Annotated in this window: 26 protein-coding genes; 9 read left to right on the top strand and 17 right to left on the bottom strand. The window is 31.4% G+C overall.

The window, feature by feature from the left end:
- Positions 1-24 precede the first annotated feature (24 nt).
- Both nadE and ACSUE0_RS11935 read right to left on the bottom strand, forming a co-directional pair.
- Entirely contained in the window at positions 25-846 is an 822-nt protein-coding gene (gene nadE, locus ACSUE0_RS11940; protein WP_436957525.1) for an ammonia-dependent NAD(+) synthetase, read from the bottom strand.
- Positions 839-2308 (bottom strand): nicotinate phosphoribosyltransferase, encoded by a 1470-nt coding sequence (locus tag ACSUE0_RS11935; RefSeq protein WP_119613974.1) that lies wholly within the window; start codon positions 2306-2308, stop codon positions 839-841. The genes nadE and ACSUE0_RS11935 overlap by 8 nt, the downstream gene beginning before the upstream one ends.
- 241 nt (positions 2309-2549) lie before the next feature.
- Here ACSUE0_RS11935 and ACSUE0_RS11930 point away from each other — a divergent pair, with 241 nt between their 5' ends.
- Both ACSUE0_RS11930 and ACSUE0_RS11925 read left to right on the top strand, forming a co-directional pair.
- On the top strand, positions 2550-3614 hold the full coding sequence (locus ACSUE0_RS11930) for a nitric oxide synthase oxygenase (protein ID WP_119614886.1): 1065 nt from the start codon (positions 2550-2552) through the stop codon (positions 3612-3614).
- A 39-nt stretch (positions 3615-3653) separates the two neighbouring features.
- Positions 3654-4457 (top strand): prephenate dehydratase, encoded by an 804-nt coding sequence (locus ACSUE0_RS11925; protein WP_119614885.1) that lies wholly within the window; start codon positions 3654-3656, stop codon positions 4455-4457.
- A gap of 311 nt (positions 4458-4768) precedes the next feature.
- Here ACSUE0_RS11925 and ACSUE0_RS11920 read toward each other — a convergent pair whose 3' ends face one another.
- Positions 4769-6328: an SLC13 family permease gene (locus tag ACSUE0_RS11920; RefSeq protein WP_119614884.1), complete on the bottom strand. Its 1560-nt coding sequence runs from the start codon at positions 6326-6328 to the stop codon at positions 4769-4771.
- Between the two features lie 136 nt (positions 6329-6464).
- Positions 6465-7553: a glycosyl hydrolase family 28-related protein gene (locus ACSUE0_RS11915; RefSeq protein ID WP_119614883.1), complete on the bottom strand. Its 1089-nt coding sequence runs from the start codon at positions 7551-7553 to the stop codon at positions 6465-6467.
- 137 nt (positions 7554-7690) lie between these two features.
- Here ACSUE0_RS11915 and ACSUE0_RS11910 point away from each other — a divergent pair, with 137 nt between their 5' ends.
- The 3 genes from ACSUE0_RS11910 to ACSUE0_RS11900 all read left to right on the top strand — a co-directional run bounded on the left by ACSUE0_RS11910 (position 7691) and on the right by ACSUE0_RS11900 (position 10753).
- Entirely contained in the window at positions 7691-8242 is a 552-nt protein-coding gene (locus ACSUE0_RS11910) for a cysteine hydrolase family protein (protein WP_119614882.1), read from the top strand.
- Between the two features lie 55 nt (positions 8243-8297).
- Positions 8298-9224 (top strand): manganese-dependent inorganic pyrophosphatase, encoded by a 927-nt coding sequence (locus tag ACSUE0_RS11905; RefSeq protein WP_017723460.1) that lies wholly within the window; start codon positions 8298-8300, stop codon positions 9222-9224.
- Positions 9225-9373: 149 nt separating this feature from the next.
- A complete protein-coding gene (locus tag ACSUE0_RS11900) occupies positions 9374-10753 on the top strand; it encodes an aldehyde dehydrogenase (protein WP_119614881.1) in 1380 nt (459 codons plus the stop codon).
- Between the two features lie 112 nt (positions 10754-10865).
- Here ACSUE0_RS11900 and pglS read toward each other — a convergent pair whose 3' ends face one another.
- Positions 10866-11909: a 6-phosphogluconolactonase gene (gene pglS, locus ACSUE0_RS11895; protein WP_119614880.1), complete on the bottom strand. Its 1044-nt coding sequence runs from the start codon at positions 11907-11909 to the stop codon at positions 10866-10868.
- Between the two features lie 119 nt (positions 11910-12028).
- On the opposite strand from pglS, the gene ACSUE0_RS11890 reads away from it, so the two are divergent.
- Positions 12029-12439, top strand: coding sequence for a YolD-like family protein (locus ACSUE0_RS11890; protein WP_119614879.1), 411 nt, complete (start codon positions 12029-12031; stop codon positions 12437-12439).
- A gap of 173 nt (positions 12440-12612) precedes the next feature.
- On the opposite strand, the gene ACSUE0_RS11885 is transcribed toward ACSUE0_RS11890, so the two are convergent.
- Positions 12613-12783: a hypothetical protein gene (locus tag ACSUE0_RS11885; protein WP_017723456.1), complete on the bottom strand. Its 171-nt coding sequence runs from the start codon at positions 12781-12783 to the stop codon at positions 12613-12615.
- Between the two features lie 623 nt (positions 12784-13406).
- Between ACSUE0_RS11885 and ACSUE0_RS11880 the strand changes: the two genes are divergently transcribed.
- Positions 13407-14447, top strand: a complete 1041-nt coding sequence (locus ACSUE0_RS11880) for a C45 family autoproteolytic acyltransferase/hydolase (RefSeq protein ID WP_119614700.1) — start codon at positions 13407-13409, stop codon at positions 14445-14447.
- Between the two features lie 92 nt (positions 14448-14539).
- On the opposite strand, the gene ACSUE0_RS11875 is transcribed toward ACSUE0_RS11880, so the two are convergent.
- The 3 genes from ACSUE0_RS11875 to ACSUE0_RS11865 all read right to left on the bottom strand — a co-directional run bounded on the left by ACSUE0_RS11875 (position 14540) and on the right by ACSUE0_RS11865 (position 16545).
- On the bottom strand, positions 14540-15391 hold the full coding sequence (locus ACSUE0_RS11875; RefSeq protein ID WP_119614699.1) for a DUF4097 family beta strand repeat-containing protein: 852 nt from the start codon (positions 15389-15391) through the stop codon (positions 14540-14542).
- Positions 15388-15948 (bottom strand): HAAS signaling domain-containing protein, encoded by a 561-nt coding sequence (locus ACSUE0_RS11870; RefSeq protein WP_119614698.1) that lies wholly within the window; start codon positions 15946-15948, stop codon positions 15388-15390. Before ACSUE0_RS11870 ends, ACSUE0_RS11875 begins: the two co-directional genes overlap by 4 nt.
- A 105-nt stretch (positions 15949-16053) precedes the next feature.
- Complete coding sequence (locus ACSUE0_RS11865; protein WP_119614697.1) at positions 16054-16545, bottom strand: hypothetical protein; 492 nt, start codon at positions 16543-16545, stop codon at positions 16054-16056.
- 159 nt (positions 16546-16704) lie between these two features.
- On the opposite strand from ACSUE0_RS11865, the gene ACSUE0_RS11860 reads away from it, so the two are divergent.
- Positions 16705-17265, top strand: coding sequence for a thioredoxin family protein (locus tag ACSUE0_RS11860; RefSeq protein ID WP_107531860.1), 561 nt, complete (start codon positions 16705-16707; stop codon positions 17263-17265).
- A 75-nt stretch (positions 17266-17340) separates the two neighbouring features.
- Here ACSUE0_RS11860 and pmtD read toward each other — a convergent pair whose 3' ends face one another.
- The 7 genes from pmtD to ACSUE0_RS11825 all read right to left on the bottom strand — a co-directional run bounded on the left by pmtD (position 17341) and on the right by ACSUE0_RS11825 (position 21636).
- Positions 17341-18069, bottom strand: coding sequence for a phenol-soluble modulin export ABC transporter permease subunit PmtD (gene pmtD, locus ACSUE0_RS11855; RefSeq protein WP_107551526.1), 729 nt, complete (start codon positions 18067-18069; stop codon positions 17341-17343).
- Positions 18069-18941, bottom strand: coding sequence for a phenol-soluble modulin export ABC transporter ATP-binding protein PmtC (pmtC, locus tag ACSUE0_RS11850; protein WP_436957519.1), 873 nt, complete (start codon positions 18939-18941; stop codon positions 18069-18071). The genes pmtD and pmtC overlap by 1 nt, the downstream gene beginning before the upstream one ends.
- A gap of 20 nt (positions 18942-18961) precedes the next feature.
- Entirely contained in the window at positions 18962-19624 is a 663-nt protein-coding gene (gene pmtB, locus ACSUE0_RS11845; RefSeq protein ID WP_436957517.1) for a phenol-soluble modulin export ABC transporter permease subunit PmtB, read from the bottom strand.
- Positions 19625-19640: 16 nt separating this feature from the next.
- Positions 19641-20528 carry a phenol-soluble modulin export ABC transporter ATP-binding protein PmtA gene (pmtA, locus tag ACSUE0_RS11840; RefSeq protein ID WP_436957515.1) on the bottom strand — a complete coding sequence of 296 codons (888 nt, stop codon included), beginning with the start codon at positions 20526-20528 and terminating at the stop codon, positions 19641-19643.
- On the bottom strand, positions 20525-20905 hold the full coding sequence (pmtR, locus tag ACSUE0_RS11835; RefSeq protein ID WP_119614693.1) for a PSM export ABC transporter transcriptional regulator PmtR: 381 nt from the start codon (positions 20903-20905) through the stop codon (positions 20525-20527). Before pmtR ends, pmtA begins: the two co-directional genes overlap by 4 nt.
- 219 nt (positions 20906-21124) lie before the next feature.
- The gene (locus tag ACSUE0_RS11830) at positions 21125-21304 is read right to left on the bottom strand and encodes an SE1626 family protein (protein WP_119614692.1); all 180 of its coding nucleotides are present in this window, start codon (positions 21302-21304) and stop codon (positions 21125-21127) included.
- Between the two features lie 236 nt (positions 21305-21540).
- The gene (locus tag ACSUE0_RS11825) at positions 21541-21636 is read right to left on the bottom strand and encodes a Trp-rich small protein (RefSeq protein ID WP_230454283.1); all 96 of its coding nucleotides are present in this window, start codon (positions 21634-21636) and stop codon (positions 21541-21543) included.
- 201 nt (positions 21637-21837) lie between these two features.
- Here ACSUE0_RS11825 and ACSUE0_RS11820 point away from each other — a divergent pair, with 201 nt between their 5' ends.
- Complete coding sequence (locus ACSUE0_RS11820; RefSeq protein WP_119614691.1) at positions 21838-23127, top strand: aminotransferase class I/II-fold pyridoxal phosphate-dependent enzyme; 1290 nt, start codon at positions 21838-21840, stop codon at positions 23125-23127.
- A gap of 270 nt (positions 23128-23397) precedes the next feature.
- Here ACSUE0_RS11820 and ACSUE0_RS11815 read toward each other — a convergent pair whose 3' ends face one another.
- The gene (locus ACSUE0_RS11815; RefSeq protein ID WP_017723442.1) at positions 23398-23865 is read right to left on the bottom strand and encodes a DinB family protein; all 468 of its coding nucleotides are present in this window, start codon (positions 23863-23865) and stop codon (positions 23398-23400) included.
- Positions 23866-24037 lie beyond the last annotated feature (172 nt).

The raw sequence follows: 24037 nt of genomic DNA, 5'->3' as shown, positions 1-24037 counted from the left end.
TCACTAAAAATATTTGGAACTTAATCAATTTTTTGGCCAAGTATATCTTGTATATGCTAACTCTCTTTTATGTGCAGTTTTAATATAATGATTTTCTATTATAGTCTTTGCATCACTAGGTACTGATTTACCTTCTAAATAATCATCGATATCATTATAACTTACACCTAGCGCTTCTTCATCAGGTAACTGGGGTTTATCTTCTTCTAAATCAGCAGTTGGCACTTTTTCATAAAGATGTTTGGGCGCACCTAAAAATTTTAATAATTGCTTACCTTGTCTTTTATTTAAACCAAATAAAGGTGCAATATCTGCAGCGCCATCTCCATATTTAGTGTAAAAACCTGTTATATTCTCGGCAGAATGATCCGTACCTACAACGATGCCTTTTTTGTTAGATGCAATTGAAAATTGAACTTTCATACGCTCTCTAGCTTTCTCATTGCCTTTTTGAAAATCTGTCAAAATAATTCCAGCATCTTTAAGTGATTGTACACTTTGATCCACTGCAGGTTTAATATTTATAGTTTTGATTTCATCTGGCTGAATATAAGTTAATGCGTCTTCAACCTCTGAAGCATCTTTTTGCTCCCCATAAGGTAACTTGACCGCTATAAATTCACATGAATTACCTTCTTCTCTTAACTCTTCGACTGCCATTTGACACAATTTTCCTACTAATGTTGAATCTTGACCGCCTGAAATTCCTAATACTAATGCTTGTACAAAGGAATGGGATTGTACATAACTTTTTATAAAGTGAATAATCTGTTTTGTTTCAACTTTACTTTCTATCTCAGGTTTCACTTTCATTTCTCTAACAACAATATCTTGTAGGTTACTCATTTTCTTCCTCCATCTCTTTAACGTGTTCAGCAACTTCAAAAATACGTTTGTGTTTATTTTCCCAACATGCTGTACTTAAATCTACTGGGTACTCTTGTGGATTTAAATGACGTTTATTTTCATCCCATAAGTAATCAAGACTATTTCTTAAATACGTTTGTGCCTCACTCTCACTTGGCATTTCGTAAACTAGTTGACCATTTTTAAAAATATCGTGATGTAAATCTTTTGCGATAAATGTTTTTATAAATTTCATTTTATAGGTATGAACTGGATGGAACAGTTTTAATGGCGATTCTTCATATGGATCCTCATGATCAAGCGTAATGTAATCACCTTCAGCTTTATTCGTTTTTTTATTGATAATACGGTAAACATTTTTCTTACCTGGTGTTGTAACTTTTTCAGCATTATTAGAAAGCTTAATACGATCCACATACTCACCATTATTATCTTCTACTGCAACCAATTTATAAACTGCGCCTAATGCAGGTTGATCAAAACCAGTTATGAGTTTTGTTCCGACACCCCATGAATCGACTTTTGCGCCTTGTGATTTCAAACTAGTAATTGTCTGCTCGTCTAAATCATTCGAAGCGATAATTTTAGCGTTAGGGAAACCAGCTTCATCTAGCATACGACGTGCTTCTTTCGATAAATATGCTATGTCTCCGGAGTCCAAACGAATGCCCACGAAATTAATTTTATTGCCTAATTCTTTAGCAACTTTAATTGCTGTCGGCACACCAGATTTTAATGTATGGAACGTATCAACTAAGAACACACAATCTTTATGACGCTCAGCATATTTTTTAAACGCAATATATTCATCACCATATGTTTGTACCATGGCATGCGCATGTGTTCCTGAAACAGGGATACCAAATAGTTTTCCTGCTCGTACATTACTTGTAGAGTTAAATCCACCAATGTAAGCAGCTCGAGCTCCCCATAATGCTGCATCTGCTTCTTGTGCACGACGCGTACCAAATTCCATTAACATATCTTCATGTGCTACTTGTCTAATTCTACTCGCCTTTGTTGTTATTAATGTATGGAAATTAACGATATTTAATAGCATCGTTTCTATTAATTGTGCTTGTATTAAGGGCGCCTCGACTCTTAATAACGGTTCATTACCAAAGCAAAGTTCCCCTTCTTGCATTGAACGAATATTGCCAGTAAATTTTAAAGTTTTTAAATAACTTAGAAAATCTTGTTGGTAACCAATAGATTTTAAATAATCGATATCTGATTCTGAGAAGTGAAAACCGTTAATGTAATCAATGACACGTTTCAATCCGTTAAAAACAGCATACCCACTATCAAAAGGCATATTTCTAAAATATAAATCAAATACTGCCATACGTTCATGAATCCCATCATTCCAATAACTTTCTGCCATATTTATTTGATATAAATCGTTATGCAATACTAACGTATCGTCTTCAAATTGGTACACAACCATCTCTCCAATCGGCTTTTCCATTAGTTTAGCATAAATGAAAGCTTGATAGCACATGAAAGAGGACTTAAATATACTGGAAAATTCAACATAAGATTATATTTTTTTCATATACAATTTAATCTATGATTTAAATTTGTTTAAAATGTGACATGACTAACGACAATGTCGTGACATTTATATGATATAAGATTATAAAAACTCAAAAATGGTTTATAATATTTATTGAGGTGTTTATATGTTAAAAGAAGCAAAATCCTTCATCGACACGATGTATAAAGAATTAAATTATGATAACCAAAGTATTTCAAAAAGAATTAAAGAAGTTGAGTATGCCATTGAAGAAACCGGAACTTATGAACATACTGCAGAAGAATTAACTTATGGAACGAAAATGGCCTGGCGTAATTCCAATCGCTGTATTGGACGTTTTTTTTGGGATTCATTAACTGTTGTTGATGCAAGACACATACAATCTGAAAATGAGTTTATTAATGCAATCGAAAACCATATTGCAACAGCGACAAATAACGGAAAAATAAAACCCTATATCACAATATTCTCGAAGGATAATCCTCCTCAAATATTTAATAATCAATTAATCAGATATGCAGGTTATGAAGATATAGGCGACCCCGCAGAAAAAAGCATTACCCAACTTGCTGAACATCTTGGCTGGCATGGTTCACATACTGACTTCGATATTTTACCTTTAATTTATAAAATGCCTAATGATGCAATGAAATATCATGAATATCAACCACACTTAATCAAAGAAGTTATAATTGAACATGATCATTTTCCAAAATTACAGCAACTTGGATTAAAATGGTACGCGGTACCAATCATATCTAGCATGGATCTAAAGATTGGCGGTATTACATATCCAACTGCACCATTTAATGGTTGGTATATGGTAAATGAAATAGCTGTACGTAATTTTACAGATTCTTATCGTTATAATTTATTAGAAAGTGTTGCAGAAGCGTTTGAATTTGATACACTAAAGAATAATTCTTTCAATAAAGATCGCACACTTGTCGAATTGAATTATGCAGTTTATCACTCTTTTAAAAAATCTGGGGTATCTATTGTTGATCATCTCACTGCATCGAAGCAATTTGAAAGATTCGAATTAAATGAAACAAGAAATGGTAGAGAAGTTACTGGTAAATGGTCATGGCTAGCTCCTTCCCTGTCACCCACATTAGTATCCAATTATCATCACGGATATAAAAATGTTATGAAAGAGCCTAATTTCTTTTATAAAAAAACAGAAGCTAATGGTTGTCCATTTCATTAACGACCCTACCACACACATATAAACAAGGGGTAACGTCAAATGAAACTTTATTATTTAGGACCAAAAGGAACTTTTTCGTACTTAGCTGCAACACAATACCAATCAGAAACAGACATAGATTATGTATCAAAGTCTAATTTATATGAGGTAGTTGCGGCTGTATCTGAAGACAACGATAGCATAGCTGTTGTGCCAATTGAAAATTCAATAGAAGGTACTATCAATATCGTTGCAGATGCATTAACACAACAAAATATTTATGCACAAGGCGAACTGCATTTAGATATTCAATTTGCACTATATGGTGTTGATGGCGCTTCTGTGAACGATATTTCAAAAGTTTATTCTATTGGACCTGCCATTAGTCAAACTAGTAAATATATCCAATCATATGGTTTCGAGATTGATTACGTAGATAGCACAATTAAAAGCTTAGATATGATTAAGAATGGCGTCGGTGCTATTGCACCACTTGGCAGTGGAGAAACGTATGGTTATTCACCTATAGAGCAAAATATAGAAGATTATCCACATAACGTTACTCGCTTTTTAGTCGTTAGTAACCAACCACGTCATATAGAAAATGCTAGCGATACTATGTTACTTATAACTCCTCAGTTCGATAAACCAGGGTTATTAGCTAGTATATTAAATACGTTTGTATTGTTTAATATTAACTTATCTTGGATAGAGTCTAGACCATTAAAAACTCAACTAGGCATGTATCACTTTTTTGTCCAGGCAGACACACCAATAACAGAAGATTTATCTAAAGTAATTAAAATTCTCAATACTTTAGACTTCCAAGTTACTATAATAGGTTCATTTGAAAAATTGAATTAGCACAAGCTAATTAGCAACAGGATATTTCATAATTCAATATTTAATATAAATTAAAAAACGCTATTAAACTAGGTTGTTTATCGTCAAAAAAGACTATTCAATGGTAAATATCATAATACCGACATCGTCTCCTTTGACTTTGTCGGTATTTTTTGTCTATTTCATATTCGCTATGTTCTGAACAGCTGTTTATTTACAAACTAAATTGAATTAACTTATTACATTATTAAAAAAGCACACCGTATCACAGAGTTACGTTGAGTAACTTTGATACGATATGCTTTCTATATAATATAAATGATTCTTATTTTTTATTTCAATGGTAATGGTTTTGTAACATCAATACCTAACACTGGTGGTACTAAGAAATACACAACCAGGACAATTACAACTATACTTAATAAATTGACCCAAAAACCTACAGATGCCATCTTCTTGATGCTTATTCTACCCGTACCAAATACAATAGCATTTGGTGGTGTTCCAACTGGTAACATATATGCGCAATTGGCAGCCATGGCTGCTGGTACCATAAGTAACAACGGATGCACATTTACTGCAACAGAAAGTGTTGCCAAAATAGGTAAAATCATTGTAGCTGTTGCTGTATTTGATGTAATTTCAGTTAAGAATAAAACAAATATTGTGATTACAAGAACAATAATCAATGGACTTACACCTTCGATTAATTTCAATTGTTCACCAAGCCAATTTGCCAATCCGCTTTCTGAAATACCTTTTGCTAAAGCTAAACCCCCACCAAACAGTATTAAAACACCCCAAGGCAATTCTTTAGCAACTTCCCAATCTATAATCCTCTTATGTTTTTCTTTGTTATTAGCAGGAATAAGAAATAACAAAACAGATATAAACATTGCAATTGTGCCATCAGCAACTTCAGAAGTAACTGACCAATTTTTTAATAAAAATTCTCTACTGATCCACAGGAAACTGGCAAGTAAGAATACAACTGAAACGATTTTTTCTTCATACTTCATTTTACCTAATTCATTTAATTTTTCTTTAATCAATTTTTGTCCGCCAGGTAATTCTTTCATATCATGCTTAAATGCAACATAACGAATATATATCCAAACTAAGAAGAGTAATACAATTACTGTTGGCACACCAATAATCATCCATTTAGCAAAACTAATTTCTTCACCAAATGCTGATTGATATTGCCCTTTTAAAATTATCAAAGGCGGTGTGCCAATCAGTGTACCAAGTCCTCCAATTGTTCCTGCGTAACCAATTGCAAGCACAAGAGATTGTTCAAATTTAGATATACTTTCCGGTTTAGTATTTTGACTTTTTAATTCATTTGCTTCTTTTATAATCGCAAGACCAATAGGTATCATTATCATCACGGCCGCTGTATTAGAAACAAACATTGATAAAAATCCAGTAGCAATCATAAAGCCTAATAAAATCTTCCCAGTGCTTGTACCAAGTGTATTAATAATAGATAAAGCAACACGAGTATGTAAATTCCATCTTTCCATCGCTATAGCTAAAATAAAACCACCTAAGAATAAGAAAATAATATCATTACCGTATTGAGCTGAAACTTCTTCTGGATTCAACACATGTCCAATTGGTAATAAAATCAATGGCAACAAACTAGTTGCAGCAATGGGTATCGCTTCAGTAATCCACCAAGTCGCTATCCAAAGTGTGATTGCTAAAACATAAACACCCTTACCCGATAAATCATCCGGATGAAATAGTAATAACGTTAACGCAAATAACAATGGTCCCAATATTAAACCTGTTAATTGGCCGGCATTATATGACTTCTTTTCCTTTTTGTTTGAAAAAAACTTCAAATAATGTGATTGTCTCATATCCCCTTTATTCAAATCATTCATAATGTCTTCCCCCTTTTAATTATTATCTGAATATTCATAATAATTTATTAGAGTATAACATAATATATTTTAAATAGGGTTAGCATTTTTAATCGCTTACATAAAGAATATTTATGATTTTATTTCAAAAATATTATCATTCCACACGAACTTTTTTTATTTTAATATCACTATCTTTATTATTAAATAGTAGTAATGCTTCTATATCTTGTAAATGCATACTTTGTGATGAATGATCAAAAATATTATCAGCTATAAGTACAGCTTGATGTTTAACCTCGTTATAACTTTGAATGCGTATTGATTCTTCACCCATTTCTCCAATAAAACTATTTTGATAAATATTTAAATTACTGCCAGCTTGCGTCCCGCGCTCTATACCTTTTAAGTCTTTAGCATTTTTACCGTCTTTAACTGCTAAAAATCTTATACCACCAGCACAATTTTTAAATATATTGTGATGAATATAAGTATTTTTTGATTTCAGTGGTGTAAGTGCGTATTGATTCAATCCATCAAATGTATTATAGCGGATATGAATATTTTGATAATATTGATCATAGCGGCTGGCATGTGAGCCAATTGCACGATTCCAACTTTGCATTGTTGGTGTATCTGAATCACCAAAATAACAGCGCTCTATAATTACATTTTTAGTAATTGTTCCATCAGTAGCACCAAATTTAGGAAAAGCGCCCGGAACCTGTATATCTATCTGAACTGCTTCAGAGAAAAAACGAGTTCCATCTAGATCTCTAAAACCTAAAAACTTACAATTATTAATATATAATCCATTGATACCACATGCATCTAAGCAATGTCCTCCTACAACATCTTTAAAAGTTACATTTTGTATCTGAATATCTTCTGCGTGTCCCATGCACATCGTTGTATTATTATATGGATATTTGAAACCATTCATATCAAATGTCCCACCAGATATGTGAATATGACTGTTACCTTTATATCCATAATACAATTTAAATCTGCGTCCATTTTTCAACAATGTATCTTTTCCACATCTTTTAAGTACTGCCGCTTCATCTAGTAACAGCGTTGTTGAATCATATATAACCAGTGGTTTACGTATGTGATACTCACCTTCTGGTACGTATATAGTCGTTGGTTTATGCTTCTTAGCATAATTTAGCGCTTTTTGCATCGCTCTTGTATCTGCGTATTTACTTTTCCCTTTTAAACCAAATTGTTTTGCATTAATTATCATATGCTAATTCCTTTCTGAGCTATTACTTTATAATAAACAAAAATGATATCTTTCAAACGCATTTACGCTCCCTTTATTGATTGAGCGACTTAGTATATAATTACTTTTATATTGTTTATTGGGAGTGTTTTTATCTTATGAAAAAAAGCGCATTAATCGTAGTTGACTACTCGAATGACTTTGTAGCCGACAACGGAAAATTAACTTGTGGCCTTCCAGGTCAGCAAATTGAAAACTATATTGTTGAACGAATTGAAGTGTACAATAAAAAGCAACACGATATCTTTTTCATGATGGATTTACATTATGAAGAAAATAAATATCACCCAGAAAGTAATTTATTCCCTCCACATAATATTATTGGTACTGTTGGTAGAGAACTCTATGGCAAAGTGAATGATATCTATCAAAATATTTTGTTTAATGATCACATACATTACCTAGATAAAACACGTTATGATGCTTTCTGTGGGACCTCTTTAGATTTAATGCTAAGAGAGAGAAATATTACACAGTTGGAATTTGTCGGAGTATGTACAGATATTTGCGTGCTTCATTCAGCAATTAGCGCTTATAATCTAGGGTACGCAATAACCATTTCACATCGTGGGGTTGCTTCCTTTAATCCTTCGGGTCACGCATGGGCTTTAGATCATTTTAAAAATTCACTAGGTGCTGTAGTAGAATAAGTATGCAAAATCGTGCTAGAATAATAATAACTATATAAATAAGGAGAATTTAGATATGGCAAAAACTTATATTTTCGGACATAAAAATCCAGACACAGACGCAATTTCATCTGCTATTATCATGGCAGATTTCGAACAACAAACAGGTAACACTGAAGCTACAGCATACCGTTTAGGCGAAGTAGGACCTGAAACACAATATGCTTTAGATCATTTTAATGTAACTGCACCAGCGTTACTTAATGATGATTTATCCGATCAAAAAGTAATATTAGTAGACCATAATGAATTCCAACAAAGTGCTGATTCAATTAATGATGCTACAATTCACCACGTGGTCGATCATCACAGAATTTCTAACTTTGAAACGGCAGCACCATTATACTACCGTTCTGAACCAGTTGGTTGTACAGCTACAATTTTATACAAAATGTATCAAGAACGTGGTTTTGAAATCAAACCAGAAATTGCTGGATTAATGGTATCAGCAATTATCTCAGATAGCCTATTGTTCAAATCACCTACTTGTACAGAAGAAGATGTAAAAGCGGCTGAAGCATTAAAATCAATTGCTGGTGTTGACTTAGAAACTTATGGTTTAGAAATGTTAAAAGCTGGCGCTTCTACTAAAGAAAAATCAGCAACAGACATTTTAACTATGGATGCGAAGTCATTCAACATGGGTGACTATGTAACTCGTATCGCACAAGTTAATACTGTTGATATTGATGAAGTATTTGCACGTCAAGAAGAATTGGAAAAAGAAATGTTAGAAGTAAGCGCTAATGAAAAATATGATTTATTTGTATTAGTTGTTACAGACATTATTAATAGCGACTCTAAAATCTTAGTAGTTGGTGCTGAAAAAGATAAAGTTGGCATTGCTTTCAATGTAGAGCTTGATAATAATACTGCATTTTTACCTGGTGTTGTATCACGTAAAAAACAAGTAGTTCCACAAATCACAGAGGCTTTAAACTAGTAAAACGCCTTTAAGTTAGTACAGTTTTAAGGTGATTTTAATTAAATATCTAGATTTAAAAATTCATTATACTGGAGCATAGTTCATATGTTCCAGTTTTTTATCACTTATACCTACGAAACGCATCTATCATACTAGGAGGAATATATTTGAATTCAATAGAGCAAACTTTCCACAATAGTACTCAATATTTTAAAACACACGTTACTAAAGATTTAAAATTCAGAAGAAAACAACTTAAGCTTTTAGGTAAAAGTATCAAAAATCATGAAGATACCTTATTAGAGGCTTTTCAAAAAGATTTAGGTAAGAATAAAGTTGAAGCTTATGCTACAGAAATCGGCTTCACTTTAAAAAATATTAAAAATGCTCGTAAAGAACTAAAAAATTGGGCTAAAAGGAAACAAGTCAATACGCCTATTTATATGTTTCCAACTAAAAGCTATATCCTAAAAGAGCCTTATGGCACAGTTTTAATAATTGGACCTTTTAATTATCCCTTCCAATTATTAATTGAGCCACTTATTGGCGCTATAGCAGCTGGAAATACTGCCATACTCAAACCTTCTGAATTCACGCCAAACATCTCAGAAGTTATTAAACATATAATCGAAGATGTATTCGATCCTGAATATATTAGTATTTGTGAAGGTGATGCTGAAACTACGCAATCATTAATCCAATTACCATTTGACTATATCTTTTTCACAGGTAGCGAACAAGTTGGTAAAATTGTGTATCAGGCAGCAAGTAAAAATTTAACTCCTGTAACGTTAGAACTTGGCGGTAAATCTCCAGTAATTGTTGATGAAACAGCAAATATTAAAGTCGCAAGTGAACGTATCAGTTTTGGAAAATTTACAAATGCTGGACAAACTTGTGTTGCTCCTGACTATGTACTTGTGAATCGTAAAGTGAAGGATGAATTAATCGCTGCGCTAAAAAAAACCATTACCGAATTTTACGGTAACGACATTCAGGAAAGCCCTGATTTTGGACGTATTGTTAACCATAAACACTTTAGTCGTTTAGATAATTTATTAAAGATTCATCATGCTGAGATTGCCTTTGGTGGTAAGTCAAACGAAGATGAAAGGTACATTGCTCCTACACTATTAGATGGTATTACTTTTAATGCTAAAATAATGGAAGACGAAATTTTCGGTCCTATTTTACCAATCATTACGTATGATGATTTTGATGAAGCTATTGATTTTATACGTTCCAAACCTAAACCGCTAAGCTTATATTTGTTTAGCGAAGATGAAAATGCAACAGAACGTGTATTAAATGAAATATCATTTGGTGGTGGCGCAATTAACGATACCTTGATGCAATTGGCAAATTCAAACTTACCATTTGGTGGTGTTGGCGCATCTGGTATTGGTCAATACCATGGTAAATACAGTTTCGATACATTTAGTCATGATAAATCATATATTTTTAAATCAACTCGACTTGAATCTAGTTTATTGTTTCCACCATACAAAGGTAAATTTAAATATATTAAGACCTTCTTTAATAAGTAACTCTGTTTATGAAAGTTCTATAACATAAAAATGCGCCTTCCCATTACATTTGGGAAAGGCGCATTTTTATGTTATTAAGTTAGTAATTGAGTCATTTAACAAACTTCCAAGTTTATATTTCTTTTAAAAACTGTACACAAACACCTTCAGGCGCAGTGTGTTTATCGTCTACTTTCTCTAGTTCACCTGTTACTTTATCACGTCTAAATACAGTAAGCGCATAATCACCTTCTTGGTGTGCACATACTAAATAATCATCTGAATCAGTAATGTTAAAATCACGTGGAAACTCACCGCCACTTGATACAATATCCACTAATGAAATCATGTCGCCTTCATCAGCTACTTTGAAAATAGCAATACTATCGTGACCTCGATTACTAATATATAAGAATTTTTGATCTTTTGATAATCTTACTGCTGCTAATTTTGTATCGCCTTCAAAGTTTTCTGGAATCGTCAAATGACGTTCTATTTCTGTAAATTTACCATCTTCATATTTTACTGTACTTACAATATTTGATATTTCATGAACTACATAGGCATATTCCCCATTTTCATGGAAGGTAATATGTCTAGGTCCATCACCTGGTTCAAAATCAAACACAGCATATTCACTGTATCCTTCATCGCCAAACTCATATGTCACTAATTTGTCCGTACCTAAGTCCATCGCCACTACATATTTTTTATCTGGTGTAATATCCATAAAATGAATATGTGCATGATCTTGTCGCTCTGACGGACCAGTTGGGAAATCATGTGCTAATTCCTGTATAAGTCGAACAATTTCTCCCGTATGTGGATTTGCTTCATATATACGTGCTAATCCTGCACCATAAACAGTTTCAAAAATATATTTACCATCTGGTGATACTGCAACATAACAACCAGTACCAGCTGTAGACGCTAAACATTTATTAATGAGACTTAAATTGCCATCTTCCTCTATTTTAAGACTAGCGATACCACAATTGTCGCCCTCTCTATTTATTGCATATAAAAATGAATTATGTTGATTTAAATAAGTTGAGGCTTCTAGTTCATAACCAGTTTCAACCTCAATTATTTTCCCTGTTTGTTCATCAAGTTGGAAACGGTAGATCCCTTTACCTTCTTTTTTTGTATAAGTACCGATATAACCTATCGTCATTATGAAAACCCCTCCATATTATGATAGTTTCATTTTAATAGAGATTTATTACAAATACAATATAATGAATTATCACTTCACTAAATCGAACATATGTTCTATAATGATATTGAGGTGATAAAATGATTTCGAAAGAATTTAAGAACGAAACTGATTATAGAAATATCCCTAGAGAATATTTAAATCCAAATATACCCAAAGGTCGTGGCATGGTTAAATGGCAACCCTTCGCTACCTTACCAGAACAATTCGAAACTATACAGCAATATTTGATTGATCAAAATAAAATTGATCGCCCAACACTATCGGACGATCAATTGAATGAACTTAACTTACAACTTCATCAAGCACTACATACAGAACAACATATTACAATTGAATATTACCAATCCGGATGGCTAGAACACATAACATTAAAAATTAAGAATATAGACATGGTTCATATGTATTTAGAAGGCTATTCGCTAAACAACTCAGAAATTATTAAATTATCACTTTTTGATATCACTCGCATTAATCCATATAATCCATAACTCCTACGTTCTTATACTACAAAATCTCATACTTAGACTTATTTCACTAATATAACTTTGGGGAGTTCAACTAAGCTCATGTTTATTACGAAAGAACAACTAATTGTCTCATCAAATAATCACTACCGATATTCATAAAAAAATAGAACACTCTAAAGTGTTCTATTAATAATTTAATTATTAGATTCGATATCTGAAACAATCTCTTTTGTTTTGCTTTCGATATCTTCAAAGTCTTTTTTGAAAATATAAGCGAACACAACTGCACCAATTCCTGCTGCTAATGATACAGTTAGGATTGTACCGAATACAAATTTAAATAAACCTTTAATAAAATTCCACATTCTGTTTCACCTCAATAAATTATTAACATATCCGTTATTAATGATAGCATACTTGAAAGCATCAATAAATATATACCCGCTTTTCACTACTTTAATTTACATATTATTATAGTAATAATATGATATTATTGTAGTAATGCTTTAAGTTATAATTAAAGACTGTATATTAATTACTACCTTTAATACTTTAATAATAACAGAACTCTTAGAAATATTACATTTATTAGTCATATGGAAAAATAGTGGGAAAGAAATCTAATTTATTTAAAACTATTTCGCAGTTCCATCCCAGCAAAATTCACTAGAATTAATATGGATAAATAGTTAATCTGAGCTGGCGCTCATGCAAATGTTCCACTAACTCTATATAATAATTAAGGCTGAGACAATTAATTTGTCCCAGCCACTTAGTCAATTACTTACCCCACCAAGTACTCATTGCATCTCTAACAGCATCATAATAATTTGCCATTGCAATCACCTCATTTTAATTTGAAAATAAATAACCAGTCGTCGTTGTTATACTTATAATAACGACAAGCATCGCATAATACAATTAACATGGGGTTACAATAAAGTTACAAATTTGTAAGATTACACAACTAAAATGGGAGTTTTACATTATGCAAAAAGTAAAAACAGATATATTAACTCACCGCGGGTCACATTTTGATTTAGGTGTACAAACTGCTCAATGGATGCAACAAACACCATTATTAAAAAATAGAGAAAAAGAATGGAAAAAACGTATGCCTCGCTTCGATATCCACATAAAGGAAACATATGATATCTTCCAAACCTACGCACCTCAAATTTGGGAAGAAATCAGAGGTATGCAAGAAGTCCTTAATCTACCAACAAACCAAATGATATTAAACTTTGCACACTATCGTTTTACACCACTAAAAAATAGTGGCTGTACGGTGTATTTAGGACAAGACTACATGGTAAGAAATTATGACTATCACCCTGCAACTTATGATGGTCGTTATCAGCTTTTCCAACCAAATGATGGAGGTCTAGCACAAATTGGCCCAACATCTCGCGTGACTGGTAGAATGGATGGTATGAATGAAGCTGGACTATCTATGGGATATAACTTTATGCATAGAAAACATCCAGGCGATGGCTTCGTATGCTATATGATTGGTAGACTCATTTTACAATATTGTAAAGACGTGTCAGAGGCAATTCAATTATTGAAAGAAATTCCACACAGAAGCTCATTTAGCTATATTGTCATGGATAAGCACTTAAATCACGCCATAATCGAAGTTTCTCCTAGATCACTTGATGTAAGGTATGATCATACATGTACGAACCATTTCAAATTGCTAACTCATGAAAATAGAAACTATACAAAAGAGTCTAAAGAACGTTTAGATAGACTTTTAAAACAAACACCGAATGGTCTGGATAAAATGCACGCATTTGAATTATTTAATAATCCAGAATTTGAAATATATAGTAAATTATTTAAAAGTTGGTCTGGTACAATTCATACAACTATGTATGAACCACAGTCGCTTAAAGCATACATGACTTTAGGTGAAAATAATACACCTGCAGTAATTGATTTTCAACAATGGCTAAACGGACATTCACTAGATATTCATTCCCTTTATGGACATATAGACACTGATTTGACCTTTGCCAGTTATTAAATATATGTCAAACATGATAATAAGTTAGAAAAATAGCTATGAAGTCATCTATCAATATAGATTTCTCCATAGCTATTATAATATACAGTCTATTAATTAATATGAATATCACCGTGTACAGTATAGAATTCTAAAATATTATCACCTTCTCCAACTCTATCGTTATCAAAACTCTTATTATTGACTTTTTCTACGCCATCATCAGGATTTAATTTCAATAACGTATTATCTGGTTTTTTATTGTAAGACATAATAATATCACCATTTTGACTAGAAGCTTTAAATGCAGAATCAATGTCCATACGATCTAATTGGATATGACCACTTTGGGCAAGCAACACAGAGTTTTTAATTAATGCATTTTCAGCATATATACTCGCTTCTTTTGTTTTAATATTAGCATTAACAATTTTACTATCACTAATATGTATAGGTGATTTCAAACCTCTATACAACAATTGTTCAATTTCTGAATTTTGCACATAAACACGACTACCAGTTCTATCGTTCATATTAAAGTCGACTTTATCAGCTTCGATATTTTGAAGTTTAATATTACGTGCCTTGCTCGAAACTTTCAATTCCTTTAATTTCTCATTTGGTATGGTGATTTTCATTTCAGCCTTAATTTGTCTAAATGGGTTATAATTCAAGCCATAATTATCAACTCGATTACTGGTTTCTTTCAACTTTAATGATTGCTTATCTTTATCTATATCTACTTTCTGTTGGCCTTTATAATGAATTGCAAACTTATTTCCCTTTGTAATCGTTACATTACTAGAGCGGCTGTCAATATCTAAATGCTTTACTTCCACATCATTATACGTTTTATCAATAACATTAAGTTTATTGTTTTGCTTTTCAAAACCAAACCAAGTAATACAGCCTAAGGTAAAACACACGATAAATAATGCTAAACCACTAAAAAATAATTTCCTCATTCATTTGCACTTCCTTTAATCGTTTTGATATTCCAACGTAAGTATTTTAGTATCAAACGATAAACGAATTGAGCTAATTTCGCAATGGTCACAAATAATACAATACCTAAACCAGTAAATGAAAACGCAAAAAGATAATTACTAATTGCTAAACTGAACATATTATATAATGAGCCATGAATAATTAATAAAATCGGGCTAATTGCTAAAAACAATGCAACTAAAAGTAACACGAACATAAAACTGCCAATAAATATCATTGGTATCAAGATAATGATTAAAGACAAAATTCCCATACCTAGTGAGGCCATAATAGCTCTAAGAATTGATTTAGCATTTGGCCTATACTCTGCAGAAACAATTGCATTCTTTGCTTTAATTTCTTTTCCAATTTTTTTAGGTGATTCTAATGCACCTATAATTTGATATTCATTTTTCCCCTCTCTTTCTTGATCAAAGAAGTATTGCTCATACTCATACATGACGCTATCTCGTTCTGCGCTTGGTATGCTATTTAATTCTTGTTCAAGTTCATTCAAGAAAGTGATTTTATCCAAGTTATCTACCGCCATTCTAATTCTAGATTCGAATCAAAATATTTTATGTAATATCTAAGAATAACGTATTGCATAAGATTGTCATTCATTAGATTTTTAAATCCTTCATTTTTTGTAGAATTCAATTTTCTTTATTTTATCATGTTTACACACAATAGATAACTTTATTTGATTAACTTTGTCTCTATAAATAATAACTTTATATGATTTATGTAACTGCTTATTCTTATAATGTTCACCTAATTTATTAATTACGCTTTGTATATCACCATCTATACTTGCATTAAAATTAGTCTCAATTGTCGTATCTTTAAGGAGCGTGATACCTTTCATGTAACCGTCTTTTTTATTGACTTTAAATGTTAAATGAGGTTCGTGCCCTTTTATATAAAAACTATAATTTTTCATTACGATATGATTATATGCTGTATATTTTTGGTCATCTATTTGTGTGTCTAATTTCATATTATCGATAGTTAACTGAGATAAATTCGTAGATTGCGTATTATTAATGTAATTCACAATTAAGATAGTCCCTGTCCCCATTGCCATAAAGAGAGTAAATATTAATAATTTAAATGGTCTATGTAAATTCAATATTGTTGTCACACTCCATATATTTAATAAAAGACAAATTTGATATTTTTAATTATCAGGTTAACTTGAAATCAAATTTATTTTTTCTAAGTATTTAAAATTTTCTTTCATATTAAAAATTGATATAATAATAACTAATACGCTAAAGGGGGAAATATTATGACAAGTTTAGAAACTTATTTCAAAAACAGTCAACCGCTTGATCAATATATCGAAGCTATGACTGAAAACAAAGAGAATTTGTTAACGATTTACAATTCTTTCTCTTTACCAGAAGAGGATAATCGAATTGAAAAAATTAAATCATTAAACTATTCCAAAGTCTTAGTCATCACAGAAGATTGGTGTGGGGATGCCATGATGAATGTCCCAATTTTAAAACATATTAGTGAAACTTTAAATTTAGAAGTTCGAGTATTCCACCGCGATGAGAACACTGATTTAATAGATCAGTATTTAACAAATGGAACCGCTCGTTCAATACCTATTTTCGTTTTCTTAAATGATGCTTATGAACAACAAACTGTTTGGGGGCCCCGTGCAAGACAAGTGCAGCATTTTGTAGATGAAGCACGTTCAAACGTCCCAGCAAAGGATGATCCAACTTTTGAAGACAAGTCTGCTGAAGCACATACAATTATGATGAATCGTTACAAAACTGATTCTCAATTATGGAAATATGTTTATGATTCCATATTGGATAAGTTAATCATAAAATAAAAAGACGTATGAATGATGCTGTTTAACTGCACATTCATACGTCTTTCTTTTAACTCTTTTATTAGTTATCCATTGTTAAATATCTTTCTTAGATGAATAGAATAAATTAACAATAAACAAGATAACGATTGACGCTGAAGTTATAAACCATTGCCAATTCGTAAATGTGTAATCACCTGAAGTTGTTTTTGAAGTTAAATAGCTAAATGGAATATATTTTAATGAATCTTGTATATTGTCTCCAATTTTAGGAATCATAGGCAAGAATGGTTCCGCAAATGGAACAATTAACACTAAGAATACACCAAGCGTAAATATAAGTGCTGTTTTAGGTACGATAAGTGAAAATAAATATAAAAGTAATCCAAAGAATAAATGGAACATTAAAAAGAACCATAATAGTTCAAAAATCTTTTTAGTTTTAATATTGTCCCCATCAACGAAACCTTGAACAATAAGTACAAACGCAACTAATACAGCTGTAATCAATACTGCAATTAAAATAATCGAAATCACTTTTGCAATAATATAACCAATACGGTTAGAAGTTTTATTCATGTAAAGTTGAATTGTACCTTGTGAAATATCACGTGTAATTGTTTTGATTACAAATAGCAAGCCCATAATTGAAAAGAACCAACTACCTATTGTAAGTAATGTATTGCCATTCATTTCATCTGCCTGTTGTAAAAATAAAATTATGAAGCCAACCATTGGTAACAATGTTAGAAGCAACGCTAAATACGTTAATGGACTTTTAAAAATGCTGAACATATCATATTTTACGAGTTGTAAACTATTCATTATTGACCACCTTTCTGATTAATATTGAAGTAAGTATCACGCAATGAACTTTTACGTGTTTCAATAAATTTCGGATAAACGTCTTTGTTCGCTAAACCTTTAAGAACATTTTTATAACTATTTTGAGCTTTTATAATAATTTCTCCGCTCGCTTGTTGTGTTTGAATTACATCAAACTCTTCATTTAAGAATGTTGCAGCAGTATCGAAATCATTATCTTCAAACAGTAGTACTGTAGAGTCAGAAGGTGTTCCTTCTTTCATATCTACATCTTGAACAAATTTACCGTCTCGTAAGAATACTGCTCTATCGCAAATTAATTCTATATCCTCCAACTTATGACTAGAAATTAAAATTTTCATTTCTAATTCTTTCACAAGTGATTGAATTGTTTTTAAAACATCAATTGAACCATCTGGATCCATACCATTTGTAGGTTCATCAAGAATTAAATACTTCGGCTTATTCATTAATGAAACAGCGATTGCCAACTTTTGTTTCATACCCATAGAGTATTTTTTAACTTTTTTCTTAACATAAGGTCTCATACCAAATGCATCGATAATTTGGTCTGCATATTTTTTGTCGAATCCTTTACCTAAAACATTCGCAAAAAGTTTTAAATTATATAATCCTGATTTATTATCATACAATTTGGGATGTTCAATTAGGTAACCGATATTTTCTTTATTACCTGTTTTTACATCCCCTTCATAATTGATAATATTTCCATTCATAACTTTCATAAGTGTTGTTTTACCGACACCATTTTTACCTATCAAGCCAACAATTTGGCTCTGACCAAAATCAAAATCAATATGGTCTAAAACATTGTTACTACCATACGTTTTAGTAATATTCTTTAATTCCATAAATGCGCCTCCCTTTGAGATTAATTTATTTTTTTATATTGAATGAAATAATTAGTAATAAAAAACAGAATACTCATTACTAAAAATCCATAGTTAAACATCGGTTCTAAATAATCCAATTCTCTTAAATTAAAGTTAAATACTGCGATAAGACCAACAGCAACCAGTATGACAAAAACCGGTATAATAATAAACATCGTTAGTAAATATATCAAATAAGAAATATACTCAGATTTTTGTTCAGTATACCTTTTAAATGCTATAGGTATAGCAAAGAAGTTAATTGTTATGTAAGAGTAAGGCACCATAACATTCAAATTTAATTGGTCCGCAGAAACGTTAGAATCCGGTATATTGTATAGAGATAATATAGCTGCTCCTATTAATGTAAACATAATTATCGTTACATAGTTTGCATTAAGTAGAGCGTTTTTTGAAACTGGTAAACTCGCAAAAAAATCGTATGACATTTTGTGTCCTAATTTACTATTGAATCTAAACGCATGTCCAGAATCAACGATAGATATGAACAATAATATCATCGCAACTGCTGAATAAATTGATTTAGTAAGTAAAGTATCATTTCCAATCACTAATTGTAATGGTGAAAATAACAATAACATCGAATAAATAATTATAGTCCATTTACGTAATTTTATATTTCTAATAAGTAAATTTTTCATCTAATGGCCCTCCTCACTATGAAATGCCATCATTTTCAAATTCAATTTTGTGTAGCCCTTTTTCGAGGAAAACCATTAATTCTTCAATTTTCGGTCTTGTTATTGCTACCTCATTACCAAATATTTCTTTAAATACATTTGCATGTGTTGTAAGCGCCGTATAGCCGGTTTTATTATATTCTATATAATATGCTAAGGACACCAACTCGTCGTCTATCTGATTTGAATCACCTTTTACAATTTGAAACTTATTCAGAATATCATCTAAAAAATCATTAAACACAATTTCACCATCTTTTAAATACACTAAGTAATCAGCAATTTTCTCTAAATCTGAAATAATGTGCGTGGAAATAAATACAGTTTTATTTTCATCGATGAGTTCTTGTTGAATGATATCTAAAACTTCATTTCGAACAATCGGGTCTAAACCAGAAGTAGGTTCGTCTAAAATAAATAATTCTGCATGATGGCTAAAAGCAATCGCAATAGATAATTTCATTTTCATACCTGTTGAGAAAGTTTTAAGCTTTTTATCCCGAACTAAATTAAATTTTTCAAGAAAATAATTGAAACGCGTATTATCCCACTTTTTGTAAAAAGGAGCGATATATTTTTCAATTTTGTTAACTGTCCACTTGTCATTTAAATACAGCTCTGAATAAATAAAACCTATTCTATTTTTGATTTCCTCAGCGTTGTCTTTCATCTGTTTATTAAAAACTAAGATTTCTCCTTGTTCTGGTTCAATTAAATCCATAATTAATCTAATGAGTGTCGTTTTGCCAACACCGTTTGCGCCAATAAATCCTGTGACAAACCCTTGAGGAACTTCAAAAGAAATATCATTCAACTTGAATTCTTTATGCTGATAATTAACAGCATCTAATTCTATAGCGTTCATTCCTCGTCCTCCTCAAAGATCATCTCCAGAATTTCTTGTAGCTCAGGCAATGACATGCCGATTGTCTTAGCTTCTTTACTCATTGATTTAGCTAATGACTCAATCACGATGAATTGTTTTTCTTTCAGAATGGAACTATCTTGTTCTTTTACAAATGTACCTTTACCTCTGATTGTAAAGACAAAGCCATCTTTTTCTAAGTCTTCGTATGCACGCTTAGTGGTTATCACGCTAACCCTTAAATCTTGCGCTAACTCACGCATAGAAGGTAAATGTTCACCTGGAACTACGTAGCCTTTTAAAATATTTTCTTTAATTTGTTGCTTGATTTGTTCATAAATAGGGCTTTCACTACTATTTTTCAAAAGTATTTTCACGGACGTCCTCCCTTGCAACTGTATATACACAATATATACAATATATACACACTTGTAAAGAGAAAATTAGAAATTAATTGCATACTTTTTAATTTTGTAAATTTGAAACACTAAATATTATTTTTGAGATTCATATACAAAATTAAAAGACTATATATGAAAGAAAACAAATTTTTGTCGTTTTCATAAATATAGTCTTTATAATAACTTTTACTTCTGTTAGTCATTTTTCTTTTTTCGTCTATTATTATTACGATTAATAAACGCGCAAACCATAAACATTATGGCTGCGATTAATAATTTTATGCCAGAACTTTCATGTCCTGTAGCTTGCAAGTAATACCCCACCACAAACAAGGCAATAGCAATAATTACAAATATCTTTGTTAAATGTTTCATCCATTTCACCTCAAAACAATTTTCATTATACCAAATTATGTTAAATATTTCTAAATCACTATTGTTTCATTTAATTTTATTGATTTTTATTTTCCCGCTATCATATTTCAAGCAATAAAATATATTGTTTGCAGTCATTAAAATATGATGATAAACTTATTAATGTATCCACGGATTATATTACACAACCCCAAGTCTGATGACGCAGACTTGGGGTTTTTTGTGTGTAAGGCCACCTATTTGTCTTTCCATTTATTTTCTAACCAAACACGGAATACAACAAGTAAGCTACCTGTTAACAAAGTTGTTATGATTTCTTGCCACCACGTGATCATACTACACCTCCCACAGAAAAAAGTACCATGTAGGATTTCGATGGCCTAACCATATTCTAACATAAAACAGAACATATGTTCGTATAAAACTGTAGTTTTTTTATTTTTCCGTCAAATCTTTGCGCTATGCTTTAATTTCAAGCTGTTTCGCGATAATATAATAGTATCCTGAAATAGTAAAGAGAGGTTGACCAACATATGAATCCTTTAGCTTTAGATTTGAATGAAAAACTATCTAAATCAAACCCAGAAATAGCAGATATGCTATCAGACCTTGGAAAATTAATGTATTATCCAAAAGGTATTTTATCTCAGTCTGCGGAAGCAAAATCTACAAAGTATAATGCAACAATTGGTATGGCTACTTACAAAGACAGTAAAATGTATGCTAATACATTAAATGATGTTTTTACAGAGCTTACTCCTGATGAAATCTTTCCATACGCTCCTCCTCAAGGTATTGAATCACTCCGTGATTTATGGCAACAAAAAATGTTAAAAGAAAACCCAGATTTAGATCCGAGTGACATAACTAGACCAATCCTTACTAATGCTTTAACACATGGTTTATCATTAGTAGCCGACATGTTTGTTGATAGTGGTGATACATTACTATTACCAGCTCATAATTGGGGAAATTATAAACTTGTATATAGCGCTAGACATAACGCTGATATCGAAACATATGATATCTTTGATGAAGATGGCCATTTTACAACTGATAACTTTGTTGATACTTTGGATAACTACCAAAAAGATAAAGTAGTTTTAATTTTAAACTATCCTAATAATCCAACAGGCTACACACCTACTAAAGAAGAAGTTAGTACAATAGTTGCTGCTATCAAAACATTAGCAGAACGTGGTACAAATGTTATTGCCTTGGTAGATGATGCTTATTATGGTTTATTTTATGAAGACGTATATACACAATCACTATTTACTGCTTTAACAAATTTACATTTAGATAATGTATTGCCAATCCGTTTAGATGGTGCTACAAAAGAATTCTTTGCTTGGGGGCTTCGAGTTGGATTCATTAGCTTTGGCGTCTCAAATGAAACGACTAAACACGTTCTTGAAGAAAAAGTAAAAGGATTAATTAGAAGTAACATCTCAAGTGGACCAATGCCTTCTCAAAGTGCTGTTAAATATGTTTTAGAACACCCTGAAACTTTCGAAAATGAAATACAACATAATATTGATATACTACAAGCGAGATATGAAATTACTAAGTCAGTAGTTTATGACGAGCAATATGCTCCTTATTGGCAAGTGTATGACTTTAATTCTGGATATTTCATGGCGTTAAAAGTTCATGGTGTAGATCCTGAACAATTGCGTTTACATTTAATAGAAACGTATTCAATTGGTATAATCGCATTAAATGGTACTGATATACGTATCGCGTTCAGTTGTGTCGAAAAAGACGACATCCCACATGTATTTGACACAATTGCAAAAGCAATCTCAGAATTACAAAAATAATTTATTAATTTAATATAAAATCAAAGAGGACAGCGAAAGTTTATTAATAAGCTTTCATTGTCCTCTTTTGTTTAAATTGCATACTCCTAGGGTCTTTGCAAATATAAGTTAACATTACTTACTAGTATCCGCCCCGTCGCGAGAGTGCCACAGTACCAACTTTTATTTAAAAGATTTTTGTGGTTCTAATCCAACATAAACAAGAATAACTATACATTAAAACAGCCCCAAACACCTATTTATGTTCGGAGCCGATTAAATTTATTATATCTATTGATGTTGTTTAAGTATACGTGACATTTCTTCAATTTTACCAGCATGTAGTGGAATATGAATTGCATTGAGTACTAATAATTCATTTAGTGTACTGCAACCAGCAATAGTTTCTGTCAATTCTTGTTCTAACTGTTCATCAGTTAAGCTTCTCGCACGGTCAGGTAATGTTTTTAAATGTTCAAATATTTCATCAACGGTAGGAATATCTTCATCTCCCCACTTTTCTGGTGAAGAACCATATCCAAATAAACTTGTATATTTAGCAATATCTACTTCGTTTTGTTCACATAGTGATAATGCACTTTCAAATATCGTAAGTACATGTCCATATTGCCAATGAATTGTATTTGGAAAGGCAGCAATCTTATCATCTAACACCTGTTCGTTACTCCAATTATCGTATCCTGATATTAAATAGTTAATACCTAAATCGATAACTTCATAAACTGTTGGTTTTGTCATAATTAAACTTCCTTTCGTCTTTCAAAAATTTAAGTACACTTAAAATCATGTATAAGAACCGCTTCTAATTATACTTACATACTTTACCCTAAACTATAATTAAATATTCACATAATAAAATGCTTTATAAAATCAAAATGATTTTTTCAAAATTTTTGTACTTAAAAATAAA

The organism is Staphylococcus sp. AS1337 (assembly GCF_051408735.1).
Classification (GTDB): Bacteria; Bacillota; Bacilli; order Staphylococcales; family Staphylococcaceae; genus Staphylococcus; species Staphylococcus xylosus_B.
The sequence above is the reverse complement of the archived record's forward strand: the minus strand, read 5'-3'. Positions and strand labels throughout refer to the sequence as shown.